At 49.3% G+C, this 17,243-nt stretch carries 15 protein-coding genes; 11 read left to right on the plus strand and 4 right to left on the minus strand.

Going from position 1 to position 17,243, the window contains the following annotated elements; translation table 11 throughout:
• Positions 1-7: 7 nt before the first annotated feature.
• Positions 8-250: an HP0268 family nuclease gene (locus WS_RS08365; protein WP_011139582.1), complete on the minus strand. Its 243-nt coding sequence runs from the start codon at positions 248-250 to the stop codon at positions 8-10.
• A 182-nt stretch (positions 251-432) separates the two neighbouring features.
• Here WS_RS08365 and nusA point away from each other — a divergent pair, with 182 nt between their 5' ends.
• From nusA to WS_RS08410, 9 genes are all read left to right on the plus strand, one after another.
• Complete coding sequence (nusA, locus tag WS_RS08370) at positions 433-1,560, plus strand: transcription termination factor NusA (protein ID WP_011139583.1); 1,128 nt, start codon at positions 433-435, stop codon at positions 1,558-1,560.
• A gap of 106 nt (positions 1,561-1,666) precedes the next feature.
• Positions 1,667-2,974 (plus strand): major outer membrane protein, encoded by a 1,308-nt coding sequence (locus WS_RS08375; protein WP_011139584.1) that lies wholly within the window; start codon positions 1,667-1,669, stop codon positions 2,972-2,974.
• Between the two features lie 166 nt (positions 2,975-3,140).
• Complete coding sequence (locus WS_RS08380; protein ID WP_011139585.1) at positions 3,141-4,466, plus strand: major outer membrane protein; 1,326 nt, start codon at positions 3,141-3,143, stop codon at positions 4,464-4,466.
• A gap of 157 nt (positions 4,467-4,623) precedes the next feature.
• Positions 4,624-6,378, plus strand: a complete 1,755-nt coding sequence (gene aspS, locus WS_RS08385; protein ID WP_041571883.1) for an aspartate--tRNA ligase — start codon at positions 4,624-4,626, stop codon at positions 6,376-6,378.
• A 14-nt stretch (positions 6,379-6,392) separates the two neighbouring features.
• Positions 6,393-6,965 (plus strand): adenylate kinase, encoded by a 573-nt coding sequence (locus tag WS_RS08390; RefSeq protein WP_011139587.1) that lies wholly within the window; start codon positions 6,393-6,395, stop codon positions 6,963-6,965.
• A complete protein-coding gene (locus WS_RS08395) occupies positions 6,962-7,693 on the plus strand; it encodes a competence/damage-inducible protein A (RefSeq protein WP_011139588.1) in 732 nt (243 codons plus the stop codon). Before WS_RS08390 ends, WS_RS08395 begins: the two co-directional genes overlap by 4 nt.
• Before the next feature lie 16 nt (positions 7,694-7,709).
• Positions 7,710-8,255, plus strand: a complete 546-nt coding sequence (ppa, locus tag WS_RS08400; RefSeq protein WP_011139589.1) for an inorganic diphosphatase — start codon at positions 7,710-7,712, stop codon at positions 8,253-8,255.
• Positions 8,221-9,759 carry a complex I subunit 5 family protein gene (locus WS_RS08405; protein WP_011139590.1) on the plus strand — a complete coding sequence of 513 codons (1,539 nt, stop codon included), beginning with the start codon at positions 8,221-8,223 and terminating at the stop codon, positions 9,757-9,759. The genes ppa and WS_RS08405 overlap by 35 nt, the downstream gene beginning before the upstream one ends.
• Positions 9,756-11,312: a proton-conducting transporter transmembrane domain-containing protein gene (locus tag WS_RS08410; protein WP_011139591.1), complete on the plus strand. Its 1,557-nt coding sequence runs from the start codon at positions 9,756-9,758 to the stop codon at positions 11,310-11,312. Before WS_RS08405 ends, WS_RS08410 begins: the two co-directional genes overlap by 4 nt.
• A gap of 7 nt (positions 11,313-11,319) precedes the next feature.
• Here WS_RS08410 and WS_RS08415 read toward each other — a convergent pair whose 3' ends face one another.
• Positions 11,320-12,255: a chemotaxis protein gene (locus WS_RS08415; protein ID WP_041571884.1), complete on the minus strand. Its 936-nt coding sequence runs from the start codon at positions 12,253-12,255 to the stop codon at positions 11,320-11,322.
• Between the two features lie 107 nt (positions 12,256-12,362).
• On the opposite strand from WS_RS08415, the gene ligA reads away from it, so the two are divergent.
• Positions 12,363-14,315, plus strand: coding sequence for an NAD-dependent DNA ligase LigA (ligA, locus tag WS_RS08420; RefSeq protein WP_011139593.1), 1,953 nt, complete (start codon positions 12,363-12,365; stop codon positions 14,313-14,315).
• 72 nt (positions 14,316-14,387) lie between these two features.
• On the opposite strand, the gene WS_RS08425 is transcribed toward ligA, so the two are convergent.
• Complete coding sequence (locus WS_RS08425) at positions 14,388-15,134, minus strand: tRNA 2-thiocytidine biosynthesis TtcA family protein (protein WP_011139594.1); 747 nt, start codon at positions 15,132-15,134, stop codon at positions 14,388-14,390.
• Between the two features lie 6 nt (positions 15,135-15,140).
• On the minus strand, positions 15,141-16,454 hold the full coding sequence (locus WS_RS08430; RefSeq protein WP_011139595.1) for an MFS transporter: 1,314 nt from the start codon (positions 16,452-16,454) through the stop codon (positions 15,141-15,143).
• A gap of 96 nt (positions 16,455-16,550) precedes the next feature.
• On the opposite strand from WS_RS08430, the gene rdgB reads away from it, so the two are divergent.
• Positions 16,551-17,162: an RdgB/HAM1 family non-canonical purine NTP pyrophosphatase gene (gene rdgB, locus WS_RS08435; protein ID WP_011139596.1), complete on the plus strand. Its 612-nt coding sequence runs from the start codon at positions 16,551-16,553 to the stop codon at positions 17,160-17,162.
• Positions 17,163-17,243 lie beyond the last annotated feature (81 nt).

Consider the following 17,243-nt stretch of genomic DNA (forward strand, 5'->3'; position numbering starts at 1 on the left):
AAGCGTTTTAGATGATGTGCACCTCATACATATAGTCGCTCTCATCTAGCCCATAGCGAATCTCTCGAAAATAGACGCTACGCCCTTTGGACTCGAAATAGTCGATGAGATTCATCATGTCTTTGTGAGAGTTGTCTTTGTCAAAATAGAAGATCTTCTGGCCTTTGGCTTCCAACCTCTCTTCAAGCTTCTCTACCGAAATCTTCGTGGGCTTTCCCTCTATTTCGGTGCGTGCTAGTTTAATATCCATGCGTGTTGTGCCTTCCTCTCTTTTCAAGACTAAAAATGGATGGATTTTATCGGCTTTTGGCTTAAACTCTAAGCGAGTTTTCCCTGAGAGTCAAATAAAGCCCGTACAAAGTAATCTTATTATATAATTATAGACTACACCGAAAAAATCACCCCCAAATATCACATGAAGGAATCACAACTTTGGAAAAAATCTTAGACATCATCGAACTCATCGCTTACGAGAAGGGTCTCAAGATCGATAGCGTCGCGGGCGCCGTCAAAGAAGCCATCATCATCACCGCCAAAAAGAGTCTAGATGAGCATATCGCCTATGATGTAGAGATCGACAAGAAGAACAAGACCCTCAAACTCTATCAGAAGATTCTCGTCTGCCCCCCAGGTGATGAGCGTCTATCTAGCGATCCTGACAACCATATCTCTATCACCGAAGCCAAGGAGATGGATGAAGAGGTCGAAGTGGGTGATGAACTAAGATATGAGTTAAGCCTAGAAAATATGAGCCGAAGCGCCGTGAACACCCTCTACAAAGAGCTTGAATTCCACATCCAAAGACTCATTGAGACCCAGCTTTTTGAAAAATACAAATCCCAAGTAGGGAAGATAGTCTCAGGAAGCGTGGTGAGGGTGGATGATGAGGGGAATACCTTTGTCGAAATTGATGAGATTCGCGCCTTCTTGCCCAAGAAAAATCGAATCAAAGGAGAGAGTTTCAAAGTCGGTAATGTCGTGGGGGCGATTCTCAAGCATGTCTCCATTGATCGCAAAAATGGCATCCAGATCGAGCTCTCCCGCACCACCCCCAAACTCCTTGAAGAGCTGCTCCGCCTTGAAGTACCCGAGATCAAAGATGGAGATGTGACGATCGAAAAATGCGCTCGAATCCCAGGCGAGCGAGCCAAAGTCGCCATCAGCTCCTCTAGCCCCAAGATCGATGCAGTGGGCGCGACCGTGGGGGTCAAAGGAGTGCGAATCAACGCCGTGGGCAAAGAGCTCAAAAATGAAAACATTGACTGTATCGAGTATTCGCCCATCCCTGAAATGTTTGTCGCGCGCTCCCTTTCTCCTGCGCTCATCTCTAGCGTCAAGATCGATGGCACCAAAGCCATCGTCACCCTCCCTAGCGAGCAAAAGCCTAAAGCCATTGGCAAAAACGGCATCAATATTCGCCTCGCCTCCATGCTCACAGGCTATGAAATCGAGCTCATCGAGCAGGGCGGGGTCTTGGGTATCCCTACCGCTTCACTCACCCAAACCCCCAAAGAAGAGAAAAAAGATATCAGCTCACTCGCCTCACTCTTTAAAGAGTGAGAAGCGATTGCTCACTTTTTAATCAAAAACTTTTCTCCTTTAATCTTCTCTACGAAAAAATTACATTATAATTACCGCCTTTTCATTCAACACAAAAGGAGATGAGATGAAACTAGCAAAAATCAGCCTCGCGGCTGCAGTAGCACTCGGCGCGCTCTCTACAGCGAGCTTCGCCCAACCCCTCGAAGAGGCGATCAAAGGTGTGGATGTCAGCGGTATGCTTCGATACCGATACACCGATGATCGATTCAAAAACGCTAGCCATGCCAGTGGCGATAACAACACTGACGCTAAGCACGCATGGAGAGTCAACGCTGACTTCAAAACCCCAGTGGTGAACAATGTAGCCTTTAACCTTGGTATTGTCTATAACAATAGCAACAACACTAACAAGGGAAGCGGAACAGAACCCGGTCAAGGAACAGAGCAGTTCTTTGGAACAGGTCTTGGTGCGGGTGAGGATGGCAAGTTTGGCGTGGCCACTTTCTACGCGACCATCACCCCCTCTAGCACCAACACCGTGATCAATGTGGGTAAAATGAGACTTGACACTCCCGTGACTGACGCTCTAGATGACCGAGGCACAGGGATTATCGCTCTTAATAGCGACCTGCCCCACTGGACATTCGCGGGTGTAGCCCTTGATACATGGGCACTCGATGATGTGAATGCACCCGGAACAACTTCTGTCACCAAGGGTCTATATTCTGTAGCCGCTCTAGCCAACTATGGTGATTTCAATGCTCAGGTTTGGTATTTCAATGTAACAGACGCGCTCAAAAGCTTGATCTTCACCGAGCTATCCTACAAATATGACTTCTTCAGCATCAAGGGTCAGTATGCCTACAGCGATCTTGAAAATGGCGACAGCGGTCTCTTTGGTAAAAACTACCTAGGAGCTGGCAATGCTCTACCCAACAAAAACGCCCTCTACACACTCGAAGCAGGCGTGAGCTTCGCTCCTGTGAGTGCAAGAGTGGGCTATATCGGCTCTGACAAAGATGGCTACAAAGTCTCTTTTGACAACCAAGGCACCTACAGCATGGGGGGCAAAATTTGGAACGACCTAAGCATCACAGGCGTGAACTATAGCCCCGTCTCCGAAGCTCCTGTTGCGGGCGAAAAAAGAGAGTTAGAGGTGTTCTATGGCGCTGTGGATGTGGATGTGACCGATACATTGGCTCTAGGCCTAGAGTATGTCAAGGGTGAAAACAAAATCACCGATGCGGCTGGCTCTGACAAAGTCAAATTCCAAGAGATCACCCCTACCGTGACCTACCAATATAGCAAAAATCTCACCCTCTCTTCCTATTATGCAATGCTTAAAGTGAAAAACGATAGCCTAAAAAACAATCCTGGCTACGCTGATGCCAAGCAAAATGAACTTCGATTTGAGGCGCTTTACAAGTTTTAAGCCTCTCTTAACCCACTCTTTTGGAGGTTTCCTCCAAAAGAGTTAACCAAACCGTAACCTTTCGCCCCTCCCCTCCCCTAATTTCGCCCCTCGTATTGCATTCTCATTCCTTTTTGTATATAATCGATGCGTTGATTGAACTTCACCCAACACAAAAGGAGAATGAATGAAACTAGCAAAAATCAGTCTAGCTGCTGCAGTAGCGCTTGGCGCGCTCTCTACAGCGAGCTTCGCACAGCCCCTCGAAGAAGCCATCAAAGGCGTAGATGTAAGCGGATACCTCCGATATCGATACAATGATGATCGATACAGCGACAGAAACAATGTGAAAGATGCATCTGAAACGAGTGCGACTCATCAATACAAAGTGAAAGCGGACTTCAAAACCCCCGTAGTGAACAATGTCGCTTTCAACTTGGGAATCCTCTACCACAACGATCAAGCAACCACTAACAGGGGAAGTGGAACAACACCCGGTCAAGGAACAGAGCAGTTCTTCGGAACAGGTCTTGGTGCGGGCGAGGATGGCAACTTCGGTGTGAGCACCTTCTATGCAACCTACACTCCAGATAGCACCAAAACAACCGTCATGATCGGTAAACAGCTCCTCAACACTCCTGTAACCAACGCAGGCGATGAAGATAGAGGAACAGGTATTCTTGCTCTCAACAGCGATATCCCCAATTGGACCTTCGCTGCAGGTGCTTTTGATACCTTTGCCATCAATGACCTTATGAAGGGCTACATAGGCAATGAGAGATCAGTCACTAAAGGGCTTTACACTCTCGCTGCTTTGGCTAACTATGGTGATTTCACTGCTCAAGCATGGGCATTCGCTATCGAAGATGTCGTTAAAAATCTCTTCTTCGTAGAACTTGCTTATAAATACAGCATGTTTGGCATCAAGGGTCAGTATGCTTATGCTGCACTTGATAATGGCGACAATGGTCTCTATGGCAAGAATTATCTTGGAGCTGGAGATGAATTGGCCAAGAAAAACTCTCTATACACCATTGAAGCAACAGTAGACTACAAGCCTGTTGACTTTAAACTCGGCTACATCGGCTCTGGAAACGATGGCTACAGCGTCTCCCTAGATGATGAAGGTAAATTCAGCAAAGCGGGTAAACTCTGGTGGCAAAATAACGCTACTGGTGTCTCCATTAGCGCCCTTCCTCTTGGCTCTAAAGCCCTCCCAGGAAAAGATGAAGAAGATGAGTTGACCGTGGTCTATGTTGATCTTGGATACAAAGTCCTTGACAATTTGAGACTAAACATTGAGTATGTGGACGGAGAAGCGAAATTCAAAAGTCCTGGCGTAGCAAATGATAAACGAGAGTTTACTGAGCTTACTCCTGGGTTCAACTATCAATACAGCAAAAATCTTAACCTTTCTGGTTACTATGCAATGCTCAAAACAGATACTAACACACCTGGAGAAGAAGACGAGAAACGAAATAGAGCTCGACTTCAAGCTCTTTATAAGTTCTAAGAATCCCCTCTCATCTCCTTCAGACCTTTGCGGGTTTTCCCGCGGGGGTTTGTTATCTCTCCTCCTTTTTTAATCCTCCCCCTTCCTTAACCTTCCCACAGCTCCACTATGTTAGAATCGTCTATTATTTTCTGCATAAGCAACAGGAGTGTATGTTTTGAGAACCCATCTGTGCACACAATTAGGAGAGGGGAATATCGGCGAAGAGGTGATTCTATGTGGGTGGTGCAACACCTACCGCGATCATGGCGGCGTCATCTTCATCGACCTTCGAGATAAAAGCGGCATCATACAGCTCGTCTCCGATCCAGACGATAGTCCCAAAGCCCATGAAAACGCTAGAGTCGTCCGAGACGAATTCGTCCTCATCGCCAAAGGCAAAGTGCGCGCTAGAGGCACTGGATTAGAAAACCCCAAGCTTGCCACGGGCAAAATTGAGGTGATCTTAGAGGAGCTCATCATCGAAAACAGAAGCCTCACGCCCCCTATCACCATCGGTGATGAGAGTGTGGGTGAGGATCTGCGTCTTAAGTATCGATTCCTCGATTTGCGCAATCCCAAGGCCTATGACACCTTCAGGCTCCGAAGCAAAGCCGCGATCGCCGCGCGAAACTCTTTGGATGGCATGGGATTTTTAGAGGTGGAGACCCCTATCCTCACCAAAGCCACCCCAGAGGGCGCGCGCGACTATCTCGTGCCTAGTCGAGTCCACCCCGGAGAGTTTTTTGCCCTGCCCCAATCCCCCCAACTCTTCAAGCAGCTTCTCATGATCTCAGGCTTTGATCGCTATTTTCAGATCGCCAAATGTTTCCGAGACGAAGATTTGCGTGCAGATAGGCAGCCTGAATTCACCCAGATTGATGTGGAGATGAGCTTCTGCGACCAAGAAGATGTGATGGGAGTCGCCGAGAAGCTTTTGGGCGATATTTTTAGCGCTTGCGGACACACCATCCCTGAGCACTTCCCTCACCTAACCTATGACAGAGCCATGGAAGAGTATGGCTCGGACAAACCCGACCTCCGCTTTGAGATGCCGCTAGTGGAAGTGATCGATCTTTTTGGCGATTCAAACAACGAGATTTTTGCCAAAATCGCCCAAGATTCTAAAAAGAATCGCTTCAAAGCCCTCAAAGTCAAGGGCGGAGACCTCTTCTTCACTCGTAAAACCTTGGGAGTCTTGGAGGAGTTTGTCAAGAAATTTGGCGCGGCAGGTCTTGCCTATATCCAAGTCAAAGAGGAGGGACTCAAAGGTCCCTTAGTGAAATTCATGAGTGAGCGTTCCCTCTCTCTCCTCCTAGAGCGCCTAAACCCCGAAGTGGGAGATATCATCTTCTTTGGTGCGGGCGAGAAGAAGAGCGTTTGGGACTACATGGGACGATTGCGCCTTGAGGTCGCCAAGCAGATGGGACTCATCGATCCCAATCAGCTCTGCTTCCTTTGGGTGGTGAACTTCCCCATGTTTGAAAAAGATGAAGGCAAGGTCAAAGCCCTTCACCACCCCTTCACCATGCCCAAGAATCTTGACTGCGAGGATGTCGAAGAGATCAGCTCTATTGCCTATGATGTCGTGCTCAATGGCGTAGAGCTTGGTGGAGGAAGCATCCGTATTCACCAAGAAGCGATCCAAAAGCGCGTCTTTGACCTCCTAGGTATCGCCCCAGAAGAGGCCCAAGAGAAATTTGACTTTCTTCTTGAGGCACTCAAATTTGGTGCGCCTCCCCATGGCGGCTTTGCGATTGGCTTTGATCGGCTCATCATGCTGCTCACCCAATCCCCAAGCATCCGTGATGTTATCGCTTTCCCCAAGACACAAAAGGCCACTTGCCCTCTCACGAGCGCCCCAAGCCCCGTGAGCTCTGAGCAGCTCAAAGAGCTTCACATTCGTATCAAAGAGAAAACCCAAACCCACTAAAAAGGACGAAAAACATGAAAAAACTCTTCCTCATCATCGGCGCCCCTGGTAGCGGAAAGACCACAGACGCAGAAATCATCGCCAAAAACAATCCCGATTCTATCAATCACTACTCCACGGGCGAACTTCTCCGCGCCGAAGTAGCCAGCGGTAGCGAACGCGGCAAGATCATCGAAGGCTTCACCAGCAAAGGCAATCTTGTTCCCCTAGAGATCGTGGTCGAAACCATCGTGAGCGCCATCAAAAACGCTCCCAAAAATGTCGTCCTTATTGATGGCTACCCCCGAAGCACCGAGCAGATGGAGGCACTCGATAAGATTCTAAAAGAGGAGAGCGATGTTGAGCTCACCAATGTGATCGAGGTCGAGGTGAGCGAGCAAGTCGCCTGCGATCGCGTGCTAGGGAGAGCCAGAGGAGCCGATGACAACGCCGAAGTCTTCAGGAATCGCATGAGCGTCTATCTCGCCCCCCTCAAGCCTATCCAAGCGTTCTACACAGCCAAAGGCATCTTGCACAAGATCAATGGCGAACGAACTATCGAGGAGATCGTGAGCGAAATGGAAGGATTCATCAAGAGCCGACTATGAAGATTGACCGCTTCTACTCTGTGATCATCGGCACCGAACTCCTCAATGGAAGGCGCAAAGATAGCCATTTTGAGTTTTTAAACGCTCGCTTGGTGGAGCGTGGATTCTCCCATGTGGCTAGCTTTCTCCTCAAAGATGACCCCAAGCTTATCAAGGAGTGCTTTGAGCTGATCAAAAGGGATGAGAGGGCGGCGATGTTCTGCTTTGGCGGAATTGGCGCCACGCCCGATGACCTCACGCGAGAGATGGCGGCTTTAGTCTTCACCCAAGGGGAGAGCGCCTTTGAACCAAGCGCCAAGAGAATCATCCTTGAGCGCTTTGGAGAAGAGGCCTACCCTAACCGCATCCAAATGGCCTATGTGCCCTTGGGTGCCAAACCCCTAGCCAATCCCATCAATCAAATTCCCGGCTTTGGGCTAGAGAATCGCTATTTTTTCATGCCCGGATTTCCCTCTATGGCACAAGCCATGGTGCTGGAGGCGATCACGAGCTTCTTTGACCGCTATGAGACCGTCCATGCCATCAGTGTGGAGATCCAAGCCCCTGAGGAGCGTATCATCGCCTTCATGCAAAGCCTCCCTCAAGAGATCGAAGCAAGCTCGCTTCCTTCGATGGATTTGCGGCTGGTCTTTAGCATGAGATGCGAGAGGCTGGAGATTCTTCAAGAATCTTATGCCAATCTCACAAGCTACCTTCAAGAGCGAAATCTAACCTATCAAACCCTCTAAACGAAAGGAACTTTCAATGAATATCGAAAAAATCTGCTATGGCGAGAATCCCGACAAACTCAACGCGGTGATTGAGATCCCCTATGGCTCCAACATCAAATATGAGATCGATAAAGAGAGTGGCGCGGTGGTCGTAGACCGCGTGATGTATAGCGCCATGTTCTATCCTGCTAACTATGGCTTTGTGCCCAACACGCTAGCTGATGATGGCGATCCTGCCGATATTTTGGTGCTCAACGAATATCCCTTGCAAGCGGGAAGCGTGATTAAATGCCGACTCATTGGAGTGCTCGTGATGGAAGATGAGGCGGGAATGGACGAGAAGCTTCTAGCCGTGCCTGTGACGAAGATCGACCCACGATACGAGGGAATCCAAACCTATCAAGACCTCCCTAAAATCACACTGGATAAGATCAAAAACTTCTTTGAAACCTACAAGATGCTAGAGCCCAACAAGTGGGTGCGCGTCAAAGAGTTCAAAGATAAAGACGAAGCGGCCGCACTCCTAGAGAAGGCGATCAAAGCTTATGGAGGCGAAGGCTCTTGCTGCTGCGGCAAGTAACTTCTCCCCTCCTCCCTTGGGGGGTGAATGGATGACACCCATATTCCTTATCTTCATCCCCGCCCTATTTGCCCTTCTTATGCCCCTCTTTGCTCTGATGAAGATCGTCGAGCTCCGTTTTGTGGTCGCGCTTTTTTGTCTGCTCTTGTGCCTCATGCCCCTTCCTTTTTTGGAGAGCATACAAGAGAGCGGGGTCATTATCCAAAATATCAACTTTTTCTCCTTCTTTGAAGTGACCCTCACCATGGGATTCTTCGAGCTGATGTTCATCACTTTTTTCTCCTTTGTCTCCTTTGTCATTTCGCTCTATGGACTCTCTTATGAAGCCTTGAGTGCGCCTAGCGAAGATTTGCGTCGCTCTATCTCTTTCTTGCTGGCTTTGGCGGGAAGCTTTGGGATGTTGCTCTCTAGCAACTTTGGAAATCTCCTCTTTTTCTACCTCTTCACCAACACCTCTATCTACTGGCTCATCAAGAGCAATCTTGGCACAGAAGCCGCGCGTAAAATCTATCTCTTCTCCAACTTTCTCTCCTCCTCCTTTTTGATTCTTGGAGTTTTCACGATCTATCAGACGCTAGGGAGCGGGGATATGTATGAGTTTGGGGCGAATCTCAAAAACATGGATCGATTCTCACTCTACATGGCGATGGGGCTTTTTCTTCTCTCTTTCTTTGTGAAAGCAGAGATATTTCCCCTCAATGTTTGGATTGTCAACCTCTATAAAGAGAGCGAACCTCAAAATGTTGCCTTTTTCTCAGCCGTCACCACCAAAGCCTACTTCATCGCGCTCATCCAGCTCCTAGCCATATTTTTCAAGCTCTCCCCTCTGCTCCAAGAGGCGATGATTCTTGTAGGAGGGATTAGCATGGTTTTTGCCAATTTCCATGCCCTGCGCGAGCTCTCCATCAAGCGCGTGCTCGCCTACTCCTCCATGTCACAAATCGGCCTCATCATCATGGGGATTGGCTATAATCTCCATCAAGTCAATGAGGGCATCTTCTTCCATCTCATCAACCACTCGCTCGCCATCAGTCTCATGTACCTCTCTGTGGGCTATATTGCTAGACAATACAAGGGTGATGACACGGGGCTCTTGCGCGGCTGCTCCATCGCTATGCCCATTAGTTCCTTCTTTTTCACGCTTGGGGCGATGTCGCTCATGGGATTTCCGCCTTTTTCGGGATTCTTTAGCAAACTGCTCATCCTCAAAGGCTTTGCCGACTATCAGCTTTTCACCCCGATTCTCTTTATCTTTCTCGCCTCGCTAGGGGAGGCCCTACTCTATTTCCGCATCATTCGCACCTTCTACTCCAATCGCCCCAGCAAGCTCATCAAGCACACCATTGTCCCCAACCTCATGTACGCCTCTATCATGATTCTTGGGGCGCTAGTGATCTATCTTGGAGTTTTCCCTTCAAGCCTCTTTTTTATTGTGAGCAGTGGCGTGGAGGAGTTCATGAATGGCAAAATCCTCATCCCCATCGGAATAAGGGCGTTCCAATGAATGTTCAGCTGCTCTTTCTTCTCTTTTTTGCCGCACTAGCTCTCATCTCGCTCTCTATTTTGGGGCGCTCAAGAGATCTCATCTCCATCATCTTCTCCTTTGCCCCTTTTCTGATCCTTCTTACTCTCCTTAATGAAGGAAGTGAGTTCCTCTACCACTATGATCTTTCTAAAATCATCACACTCTCTTTCAGCTTTCGAATCGATGGAATCGCCGCCTTTTTTGGAATCTTGATCACCCTAGCTGCACCGATTGTAACGATTCTTGTCTATCGTCAAGAGCTAAGCGAGCGATTCCTCTCTCGATTCCACCCCCTCTTTCACACCCTTCTAGGCGGCGTGCTCATCATCATCTTTTCGGGCGATTTCATTAGCTTTATTGCAGGCTGGGAGATTATCAACTGGAGTAGCTACTTCCTCCTCATGCTCAGCAAAAGCGAGAATCGCCGCGGTCTTTTGCGCTACCTGATCGCCACTCAAATCTCGACTCATGCCCTCTTGCTGGGCTCACTCATCCTCTACTCTCACACGGGCAGTTTTCTCTTTTCAGGGAATGAGTCGATTCTCAAAACCCTCAGCGAAGAGACCCAAATCCTTTTGCTTCTACTCTTCTCCAGTGCCTTTTTGGTGCGCATGGGAGCGCTTCCCGTGCTTGAATCCTACTCTAGGATTCTCCAAGACGCTCCTAGGGCACTCTCGCTCTTCCTCGCTGTCGCCCTCTCCAAGATTCCCCTCTATGGGCTTTTTCTCTTTAGCTTCTATTTTGTCTTTGATCACTTTGACGCCTCCGATAAAGTCCGCCAACTCTACCAATATTTTTTGGCGCTCGTGGGTGTAGGCACGGTGCTTTTTGGCTACTACAAAACCCTCAAGGAACGCGGAGGCGTTGGATTCTTGCCCTCGCTCTCTATCGCAGAGGGAGGCTATCTAATCGTCTCGCTCTCCTCGCTCTCTTGCTACTCCTTTAGCGGATTCTTTTTGCTCACGCTCAACCACACGCTCTCGCTCACGCTGCTTTATATCGTCTGGCTCTGCCCCCACCATCTTTGGTATAAAAGCCACGAACCCACCTCCAAAGGGCGGCGAAACTTCTCGCTCTCCTCTTTTATTGGAGTCTTTAGCCTCCTTGGAATCCCGCCCTTTTTTGGTTTCAGCCTCAAAATCATGCTCCTAGAATCGCTCGTCTATGAAAATCTCTTCATCATCGGTGCGCTCGTGTTGCTCGGATATGCGATGGCATGGTGGCTACTTTTCCATCAGGCAAGAATCGCACTAGAGCAGATCAGAGCCAAAGAGTTTCAGGTCTCCGAACCGCAGAGCTTTGTGGGTGCTATTGTGGCAGGAGTCATCCTCACCCTAGGGATATTTCCGATCATCCAGCAAAAAATCATGGAGGCCCTTTTTGAGAGCATCGGCTGGTTTGGGCTCTCTTGGGCACCCTTCCCGCTCTTCTCCGCCCTCACCTACTCGATGGTTCCCTATCTTGGCGCGACCGTTGTTTTGTCGATTCTAAGCCTCGTTTGGATCTCTTTCTTGCGCCGCAAATGGGCGTAAAAGTCCTTTAAGAGAGGTACTCCCTTAAGGCTTGCTCGATCTCGCGTGGATTGGATTTAGAAACAAACCCATCCGCATTGAGTTTGGTGGCCATATTTTTATTCGAATCGCCACTCATGGAAGAGTTGACAATGATAGGAATCTCCCTTGCAAGGGCGTCCGCTTTCATTCGCTTGATCACTTCAAAACCCGAAACTTCAGGCATTTCCAAATCAGTGATCACCACGCCCACCTCCTCGATCACGCTTGGGGAGCTAAAGAGGTAATCAAGGAGCAATTTGCCATTCCCAAAATCGTGATGCACCACGCCCAACTGATCCAAAATCTTCTGCATCATCTTCATTGCACTCGGAGAATCCTCAGCCAAAAGCACCATTTTATCCGCCTTGATGCTTTTTATGTTTTTCAGCTCATCCTCTTTTTGGCTCTCCAGATGAGGGAAAACATCCACGAGCATCCGCTCAATATCGACAATTTGGACGATTCGACCATCTTCGTAGCGCACGGTGGCTGTCACCTTTCCATGGGCAATCCCCTGTTCGGTGGCCTGCGTCACCTCATCCCATTTCCGACTGATGATTTTTTTCGCCCCATAGATTCTGACACCGACCACAAAATCAGAAAAATCACAAACCGCCACGATGATCTTCTCTCCAGGCGTGGAGAACTCTCGAAGCTCACTCCAAGGAGAATCATACGCTGCAAAAATCCATCGCCTTAGATCAAGCAGAGGGATTGTCTCGCCCCTCACGCTCATAAAGCCCATCATCACGCCATTATTAGAGCCTTCTGTTTGCGAGAGCGATTCTGAATATTGAATGATCTCGCGCACTTTAAAGACATTGGTCGCATAGATCTGTCCCTCAGGCTCTAGCTCAAAACAGAAAAATTGAACCTCATTATTGAGGTGAAGCGAGGTGGTCTGATCAATATTTATCATCATAAAAACCTTTTCATCGTGGTGGATGTGTAGCCATTTTGGATTATACCCAAAAGTTTGCAAGCGAGGCTAAGCTATAATCCTCTCCAAAAAACCCAAAGAGAATCTTCATGAACCCCGACCAATATTCCCAAGCCATAGAGCGTCTCAATGCGTGGGCACACGCCTACTATGTGCTGGATGCACCCCTTGCCACTGATGAGGAGTATGACCAACTCTATCACGAAGCGCTCGCTTTTGAGCGCCAAAACCCAGAGCGCATCCACCCCGCCTCCCCCACTCAAAGAATCGGAGGAGCCCCTTTGGAGGGATTTCAAAAGGCCTCTCACTTGGAGCGAATGTGGAGCTTGGAGGATGTTTTTGATTTTGGTGAGCTCAAATCTTGGGCGGAGCGCCTCTACAAGCAATTCCCGCATGCCACTTTTGTCTGCGACCCCAAGTTTGATGGGGCGAGCCTCAACCTTCTTTATGAAGAGGGGAGGCTGGTACGTGCCGCCACAAGGGGTGATGGGCTTATTGGCGAAGATGTAACTCAAAACGCCCGCACGATTCCCTCCATCCCTCTCTCTATTCCCCTTTTAGAGCGCATTGAAATTCGCGGAGAGGTGGTGATTCCTAAAGAGGATTTTGAGAAGCTCCAAGAAGAGCGTCTCAGGGAAAACGAATCCCCTTTTGCCAATCCAAGAAATGCCGCAGCAGGCAGTCTGCGCCAGCTCGATCCCGCCATCACAGCCAAGCGCAAACTTCGATTCATCCCTTGGGGGGTGGGGGCGCATCCTTTTAAGACGGGGAGTTTTTTTGAGATCATGAAGAGCCTAGAATCGTATGGATTCATCCGCTCACCTGAGCGCACTCGCTGCCATAATATTCACGAGATTGAGAGAGTCTATGCACTCCTAGTGAGCGAACGCAGCACCCACCCTGTGATGCTAGATGGGATGGTGGTGAGGGTCGATGAGATCGCCTACCAAAGAGAGCTTGGCTACACCATCAAAGCCCCACGCTTTGCCTGCGCCTACAAATTCCCCGCCATAGAGAAAAAGGCTAGGCTTCTTAGCATCACGCTCCAAGTGGGGCGAAGTGGCGTGGTGACGCCCGTGGCCAATCTAGAGCCCGTGGAGATCGAAGGGGCGATGATCTCTCGCGCCACTCTCCATAATTTTGATGAGATCAAGCGCCTTGATGTTCGCGAGGGGGACTGGGTGAGCCTTATTCGCAGCGGAGATGTGATCCCTAAGATCATCCAGCCCTTCGCCCATTTGCGAAGTGGCGAGGAGAAGCCTCTCTCTCGCCCCACCCACTGCCCCGAATGCGGGAGTGAGCTGCTGGTTGAAGAGGTGCTCATCAAGTGCCAAAACCTCAGCTGTCCCGCTAGAATCAAAAACTCTCTCATCCATTTTGCCAGCAAAAAGGCACTCAATATAGATGGCTTAGGAGAGAAGATCATTGAACAACTTTTTGAAGCAGGGCTAATCAAAGAGTTTGAAGATCTCTTCTCCCTCACTAAAGAATCGCTCCTATCCCTAGAGGGGTTTAAAGAGAAAAAGGCGCAAAACCTGCTTGATGCTATCCAAGGGGTTAGGGGTTGCGACCTATGGCGATTCATCAACGCCCTAGGAATCGAGCATATTGGCGAGGGTGCGGCTAAGAAACTCTCTCATGCTTTTGGGCTAGCCTTCCACCTCCAAAACCACGAGGCCATTATCGGCCTAGAGGGTTTTGGAGAGGAGATGGCGCAATCACTCCTGGAGTTTTGCCGTGTCAATCATGAGCGAATAGAGCATCTCCTAGGGCTCATAGAGCCGCTTGCCCCCATACAACTCACGCCTCAAGATTCCCCTATAGCGGGCAAAAGCTTTGTCATCACAGGCACTCTCTCCGCCCCCAGAGAGCACTTTGTGGAGCTTCTCACCTCGCTAGGAGCCAAGGTGGTCTCTAGTGTCTCCAAAAAGAGTGACTTTCTCCTCTATGGAGAGAGTGCGGGGAGCAAGCTAGAGAAGGCCAGAGAGCTAGGCGTGAGATGCGTGAACGAGGAAGAGCTCGGGGAGATTCTTGAATCTTAACGGAAAATTGCGTAGACCTTATAAAAGAGCAAGCCCACAAGGGCCAAAAAGGCTAGATAAGAGTATTCCATTCTAGCGCTCCAAGAATCGCTCATCCATGAAGCTCTCCGCATGGACGCGCTCAAAGGCGCTCTTGAGCGAGACGAAAAAGTCAGGATTCTCCTGTTCCATCTTCTGGAGCATCTTCTTGGTCTGCTCTCTGGCAAAGGGAGGCTTATCATGCTGGGCGGGGCAGTTACAAAGAGGCGTTTGGAGGTTGTTTTTGAGCACAAAATCGACCATTTGCCGCTCCCTTAGCCAAATGAGCGGACGAATCACCCAAAGCCCATTGTAAGCACGATAAATAGGCGGCATGGAGCGAATCGCGCCATTGTAAGAGAAATTCATAAAAAAGCTCTCCGCCGCATCATCGAGATGGTGCCCCAAAGCAAGCTTGTTATAGCCCCCCTCTAGCGCCTTGGAGTAGAGCGCGCCGCGCCTTAGGCGAGAGCAGAAGCTGCAATAAGAGCTATTCTCGCGCCGCTTCTCCTGCATCACCTCCATAATGTTGGTCTTAAAAACCTCATGAGGGATCCCATTCTCGGCGCAGTAGTTTTGAAGATAGCTGAAATCCTCCCCGATTCCATAATCCACCGTGAGCGCTTTGAATTCAAACTTAAAAGGAGCATGACGCGCAAGCCGCGCTAATAGGGTCGCCAAAAGGAGCGAATCTTTCCCTCCGCTAAGTCCCACAAGAACACGGTCATTCTCGGTGATAAGCTTAAAATGGGCGTTGGTCTTGCCAAAAGTGCTGATAATTCTCTTGCTGATCTCTACCATGAAGCCCTACTTCATTCTCTCTAAAATCGTCTCGCCGCTCACGCTACTTTGGTCATACTTCACAATCGCCACTCTCTCATTCTCATTCACATACCACTCTAGCACCCCTTCCATCTCCAAAAGACGCGAAAATCGCTCCCTTGGATACTCTAGGAGTGAGAGGTAGAGATTCTTTTGATGGGCAGGATTCTTCATCCGAAAGATGAGAATCAGCCAAATGATCGAAACACTTCCCACAAAACAGGCGATGGAGAAAATCCCAAACCACTGGTAAAAGTGCCCGCCCAAAAGCCCGCCAAAAAAAGAGCCGAGATAACCAAAAGAGGTAAAAACCCCAAGGGCCGCCCCTTTTTGATGAGCTTTGGCGTATTTGCTAGCCAAGCTCTGCATAATGGGCTCGTGCGCCGAAAAACCGATAAAAAAGAGCATCACGCCAAGGATAAAGAGCCAAGGCTCGCGGCTCACCATACAGGTGTAAGAGAGCGCAAACATCACGATTCCAAAAAGTAACACCCCTTTAAAGTAGCCCTTTTTCTCGGCCAAAATCGCCGCGGGTGCCATGGAGAGTACCCCAAGAATGGCGGCGGGAATATAGACCTTCCATAAATCTTGGTGCTCAAAATGCATCCCCTTGACCAAAGCCAAAGGGATGATCAAAAAAGCAAGCGTCATGAAGGCTTTTTGGAGGAAGTTGGTGAGATTCATCAGTTGAAGATTCTTATCGTGCAACACCTCTTGCCAGCGGCTCTCCTCTGCCTCAAAGGAGTAGCTCACCAAGGGCGCCTCAGGGACATTGATAAAGAGCACCAAAATCGCCAAACTTGCCAAGAGGGCGGTGAGCCAAAAGAGCTTATCCACGCCAAAGGAGCTGCCAATGATCGGCCCTAAAATCATCGCGGCGGTGAAGCTCATGGAGATAGTCGCCCCCATCACAGCCATGGCCTTGGTGCGCCGCTCCTCCTTGACCAAATCCGCAATCATGGCGCTCACCACGCCCCCAATCGCCCCTGCTCCTTGGAGGAATCGCCCCACAATGAGCATCTCGATACTCTCCGCCATTGCACAGACCACCGAGCCAAGAACAAAGACCAATAGACCAAAAAAGATCGTCTTCTTCCGTCCGATACGGTCACTCACCAATCCAAAAGGAATCTGCAGGAGCACCTGCGTGAGCGCGTAACCTCCGATGGCGATTCCCATCAAAATCGGCGTCGCCCCCTCCATCTCTAACGCATAGAGAGAGAGCACAGGCATGACAATAAAAAGTCCAAAAAATCGAAGGGCCAGGATTCCGCTTAGGGGGAGCACCTGCTTAATCATCCATAAACCTCGTTTGAGTTAAGATTCGAGTCCTCTAAAAGGGTTTTGTTCTCAAAGCCCGAATTGTAACCCAACGCTTCATGCAAGGAGCTGAATTTGAAAATCCTCATCGCCACAGGAAACCGTGACAAACTCCAAGAGATCGCGCAGATTTTTAGCGATCACGAAGTGATGGGTTACCATGAAATCATGGAACCCTTTGAGATTATCGAAGATGGAGAGAGCTTCCAAGCAAACGCCATCATCAAGGCCAAGGCGATTCATGAGAGACTCTCGGCTCAAGATAGAGCGCGCTACCTCATCCTCAGCGATGACAGCGGGATCTCCGTGCCACTGCTTCATGGAGAGCCCGGAATCTACAGCGCCAGATACGCGGGAGAACCCCTCAGCTCCAAACGCAACCTTCAAAAACTGATCGAAGAGATTCAAAAAAGAGGAGCGGAGAGGACTCCCGCTCACTACACCGCCGCCATGGCAATGATTTTAGAGGGAAGAATCTATACCGTTCATGGATGGATGCATGGCGAAGCGATCATTGCCCCTAGGGGTGAGAGGGGCTTTGGATACGATCCGATGTTCATCCCTCAAGGGGAGAATAGGACGCTAGGGGAGATGGAAGAGTCAGAGAAAAACGCGATTTCCCATCGCGCCAAAGCCTTGAAGTTAGCTCGCAAGCTCCTTCAAAGTCTCACAAAAACCGAAGGCTGATTCTCGCTAAGTGCTCTTCTAGATGCCTAAAGATAGTGTCGATCTGTGCTATCATCTTTCACTTCTCCTTTGATTTATAGA

The sequence above is a fragment of the Wolinella succinogenes DSM 1740 genome, assembly GCF_000196135.1.
Taxonomy (GTDB): domain Bacteria; phylum Campylobacterota; class Campylobacteria; order Campylobacterales; family Helicobacteraceae; genus Wolinella; species Wolinella succinogenes.

Coding starts and splice junctions, on each gene's coding strand:
- WS_RS08375 (WP_011139584.1), top strand. CDS start 1,667: ATGAAACTAGCAAAAATCAGCCTCGCGGCTGCAGTAGCACTCGGCGCG.
- WS_RS08430 (WP_011139595.1), bottom strand. CDS start 16,454: ATGATTAAGCAGGTGCTCCCCCTAAGCGGAATCCTGGCCCTTCGATTT.
- ligA (WP_011139593.1), top strand. CDS start 12,363: ATGAACCCCGACCAATATTCCCAAGCCATAGAGCGTCTCAATGCGTGG.
- WS_RS08425 (WP_011139594.1), bottom strand. CDS start 15,134: ATGGTAGAGATCAGCAAGAGAATTATCAGCACTTTTGGCAAGACCAAC.
- WS_RS08390 (WP_011139587.1), top strand. CDS start 6,393: ATGAAAAAACTCTTCCTCATCATCGGCGCCCCTGGTAGCGGAAAGACC.
- ppa (WP_011139589.1), top strand. CDS start 7,710: ATGAATATCGAAAAAATCTGCTATGGCGAGAATCCCGACAAACTCAAC.
- WS_RS08410 (WP_011139591.1), top strand. CDS start 9,756: ATGAATGTTCAGCTGCTCTTTCTTCTCTTTTTTGCCGCACTAGCTCTC.
- WS_RS08415 (WP_041571884.1), bottom strand. CDS start 12,255: ATGATGATAAATATTGATCAGACCACCTCGCTTCACCTCAATAATGAG.
- WS_RS08380 (WP_011139585.1), top strand. CDS start 3,141: ATGAAACTAGCAAAAATCAGTCTAGCTGCTGCAGTAGCGCTTGGCGCG.
- WS_RS08395 (WP_011139588.1), top strand. CDS start 6,962: ATGAAGATTGACCGCTTCTACTCTGTGATCATCGGCACCGAACTCCTC.
- WS_RS08405 (WP_011139590.1), top strand. CDS start 8,221: ATGGAGGCGAAGGCTCTTGCTGCTGCGGCAAGTAACTTCTCCCCTCCT.
- WS_RS08365 (WP_011139582.1), bottom strand. CDS start 250: ATGGATATTAAACTAGCACGCACCGAAATAGAGGGAAAGCCCACGAAG.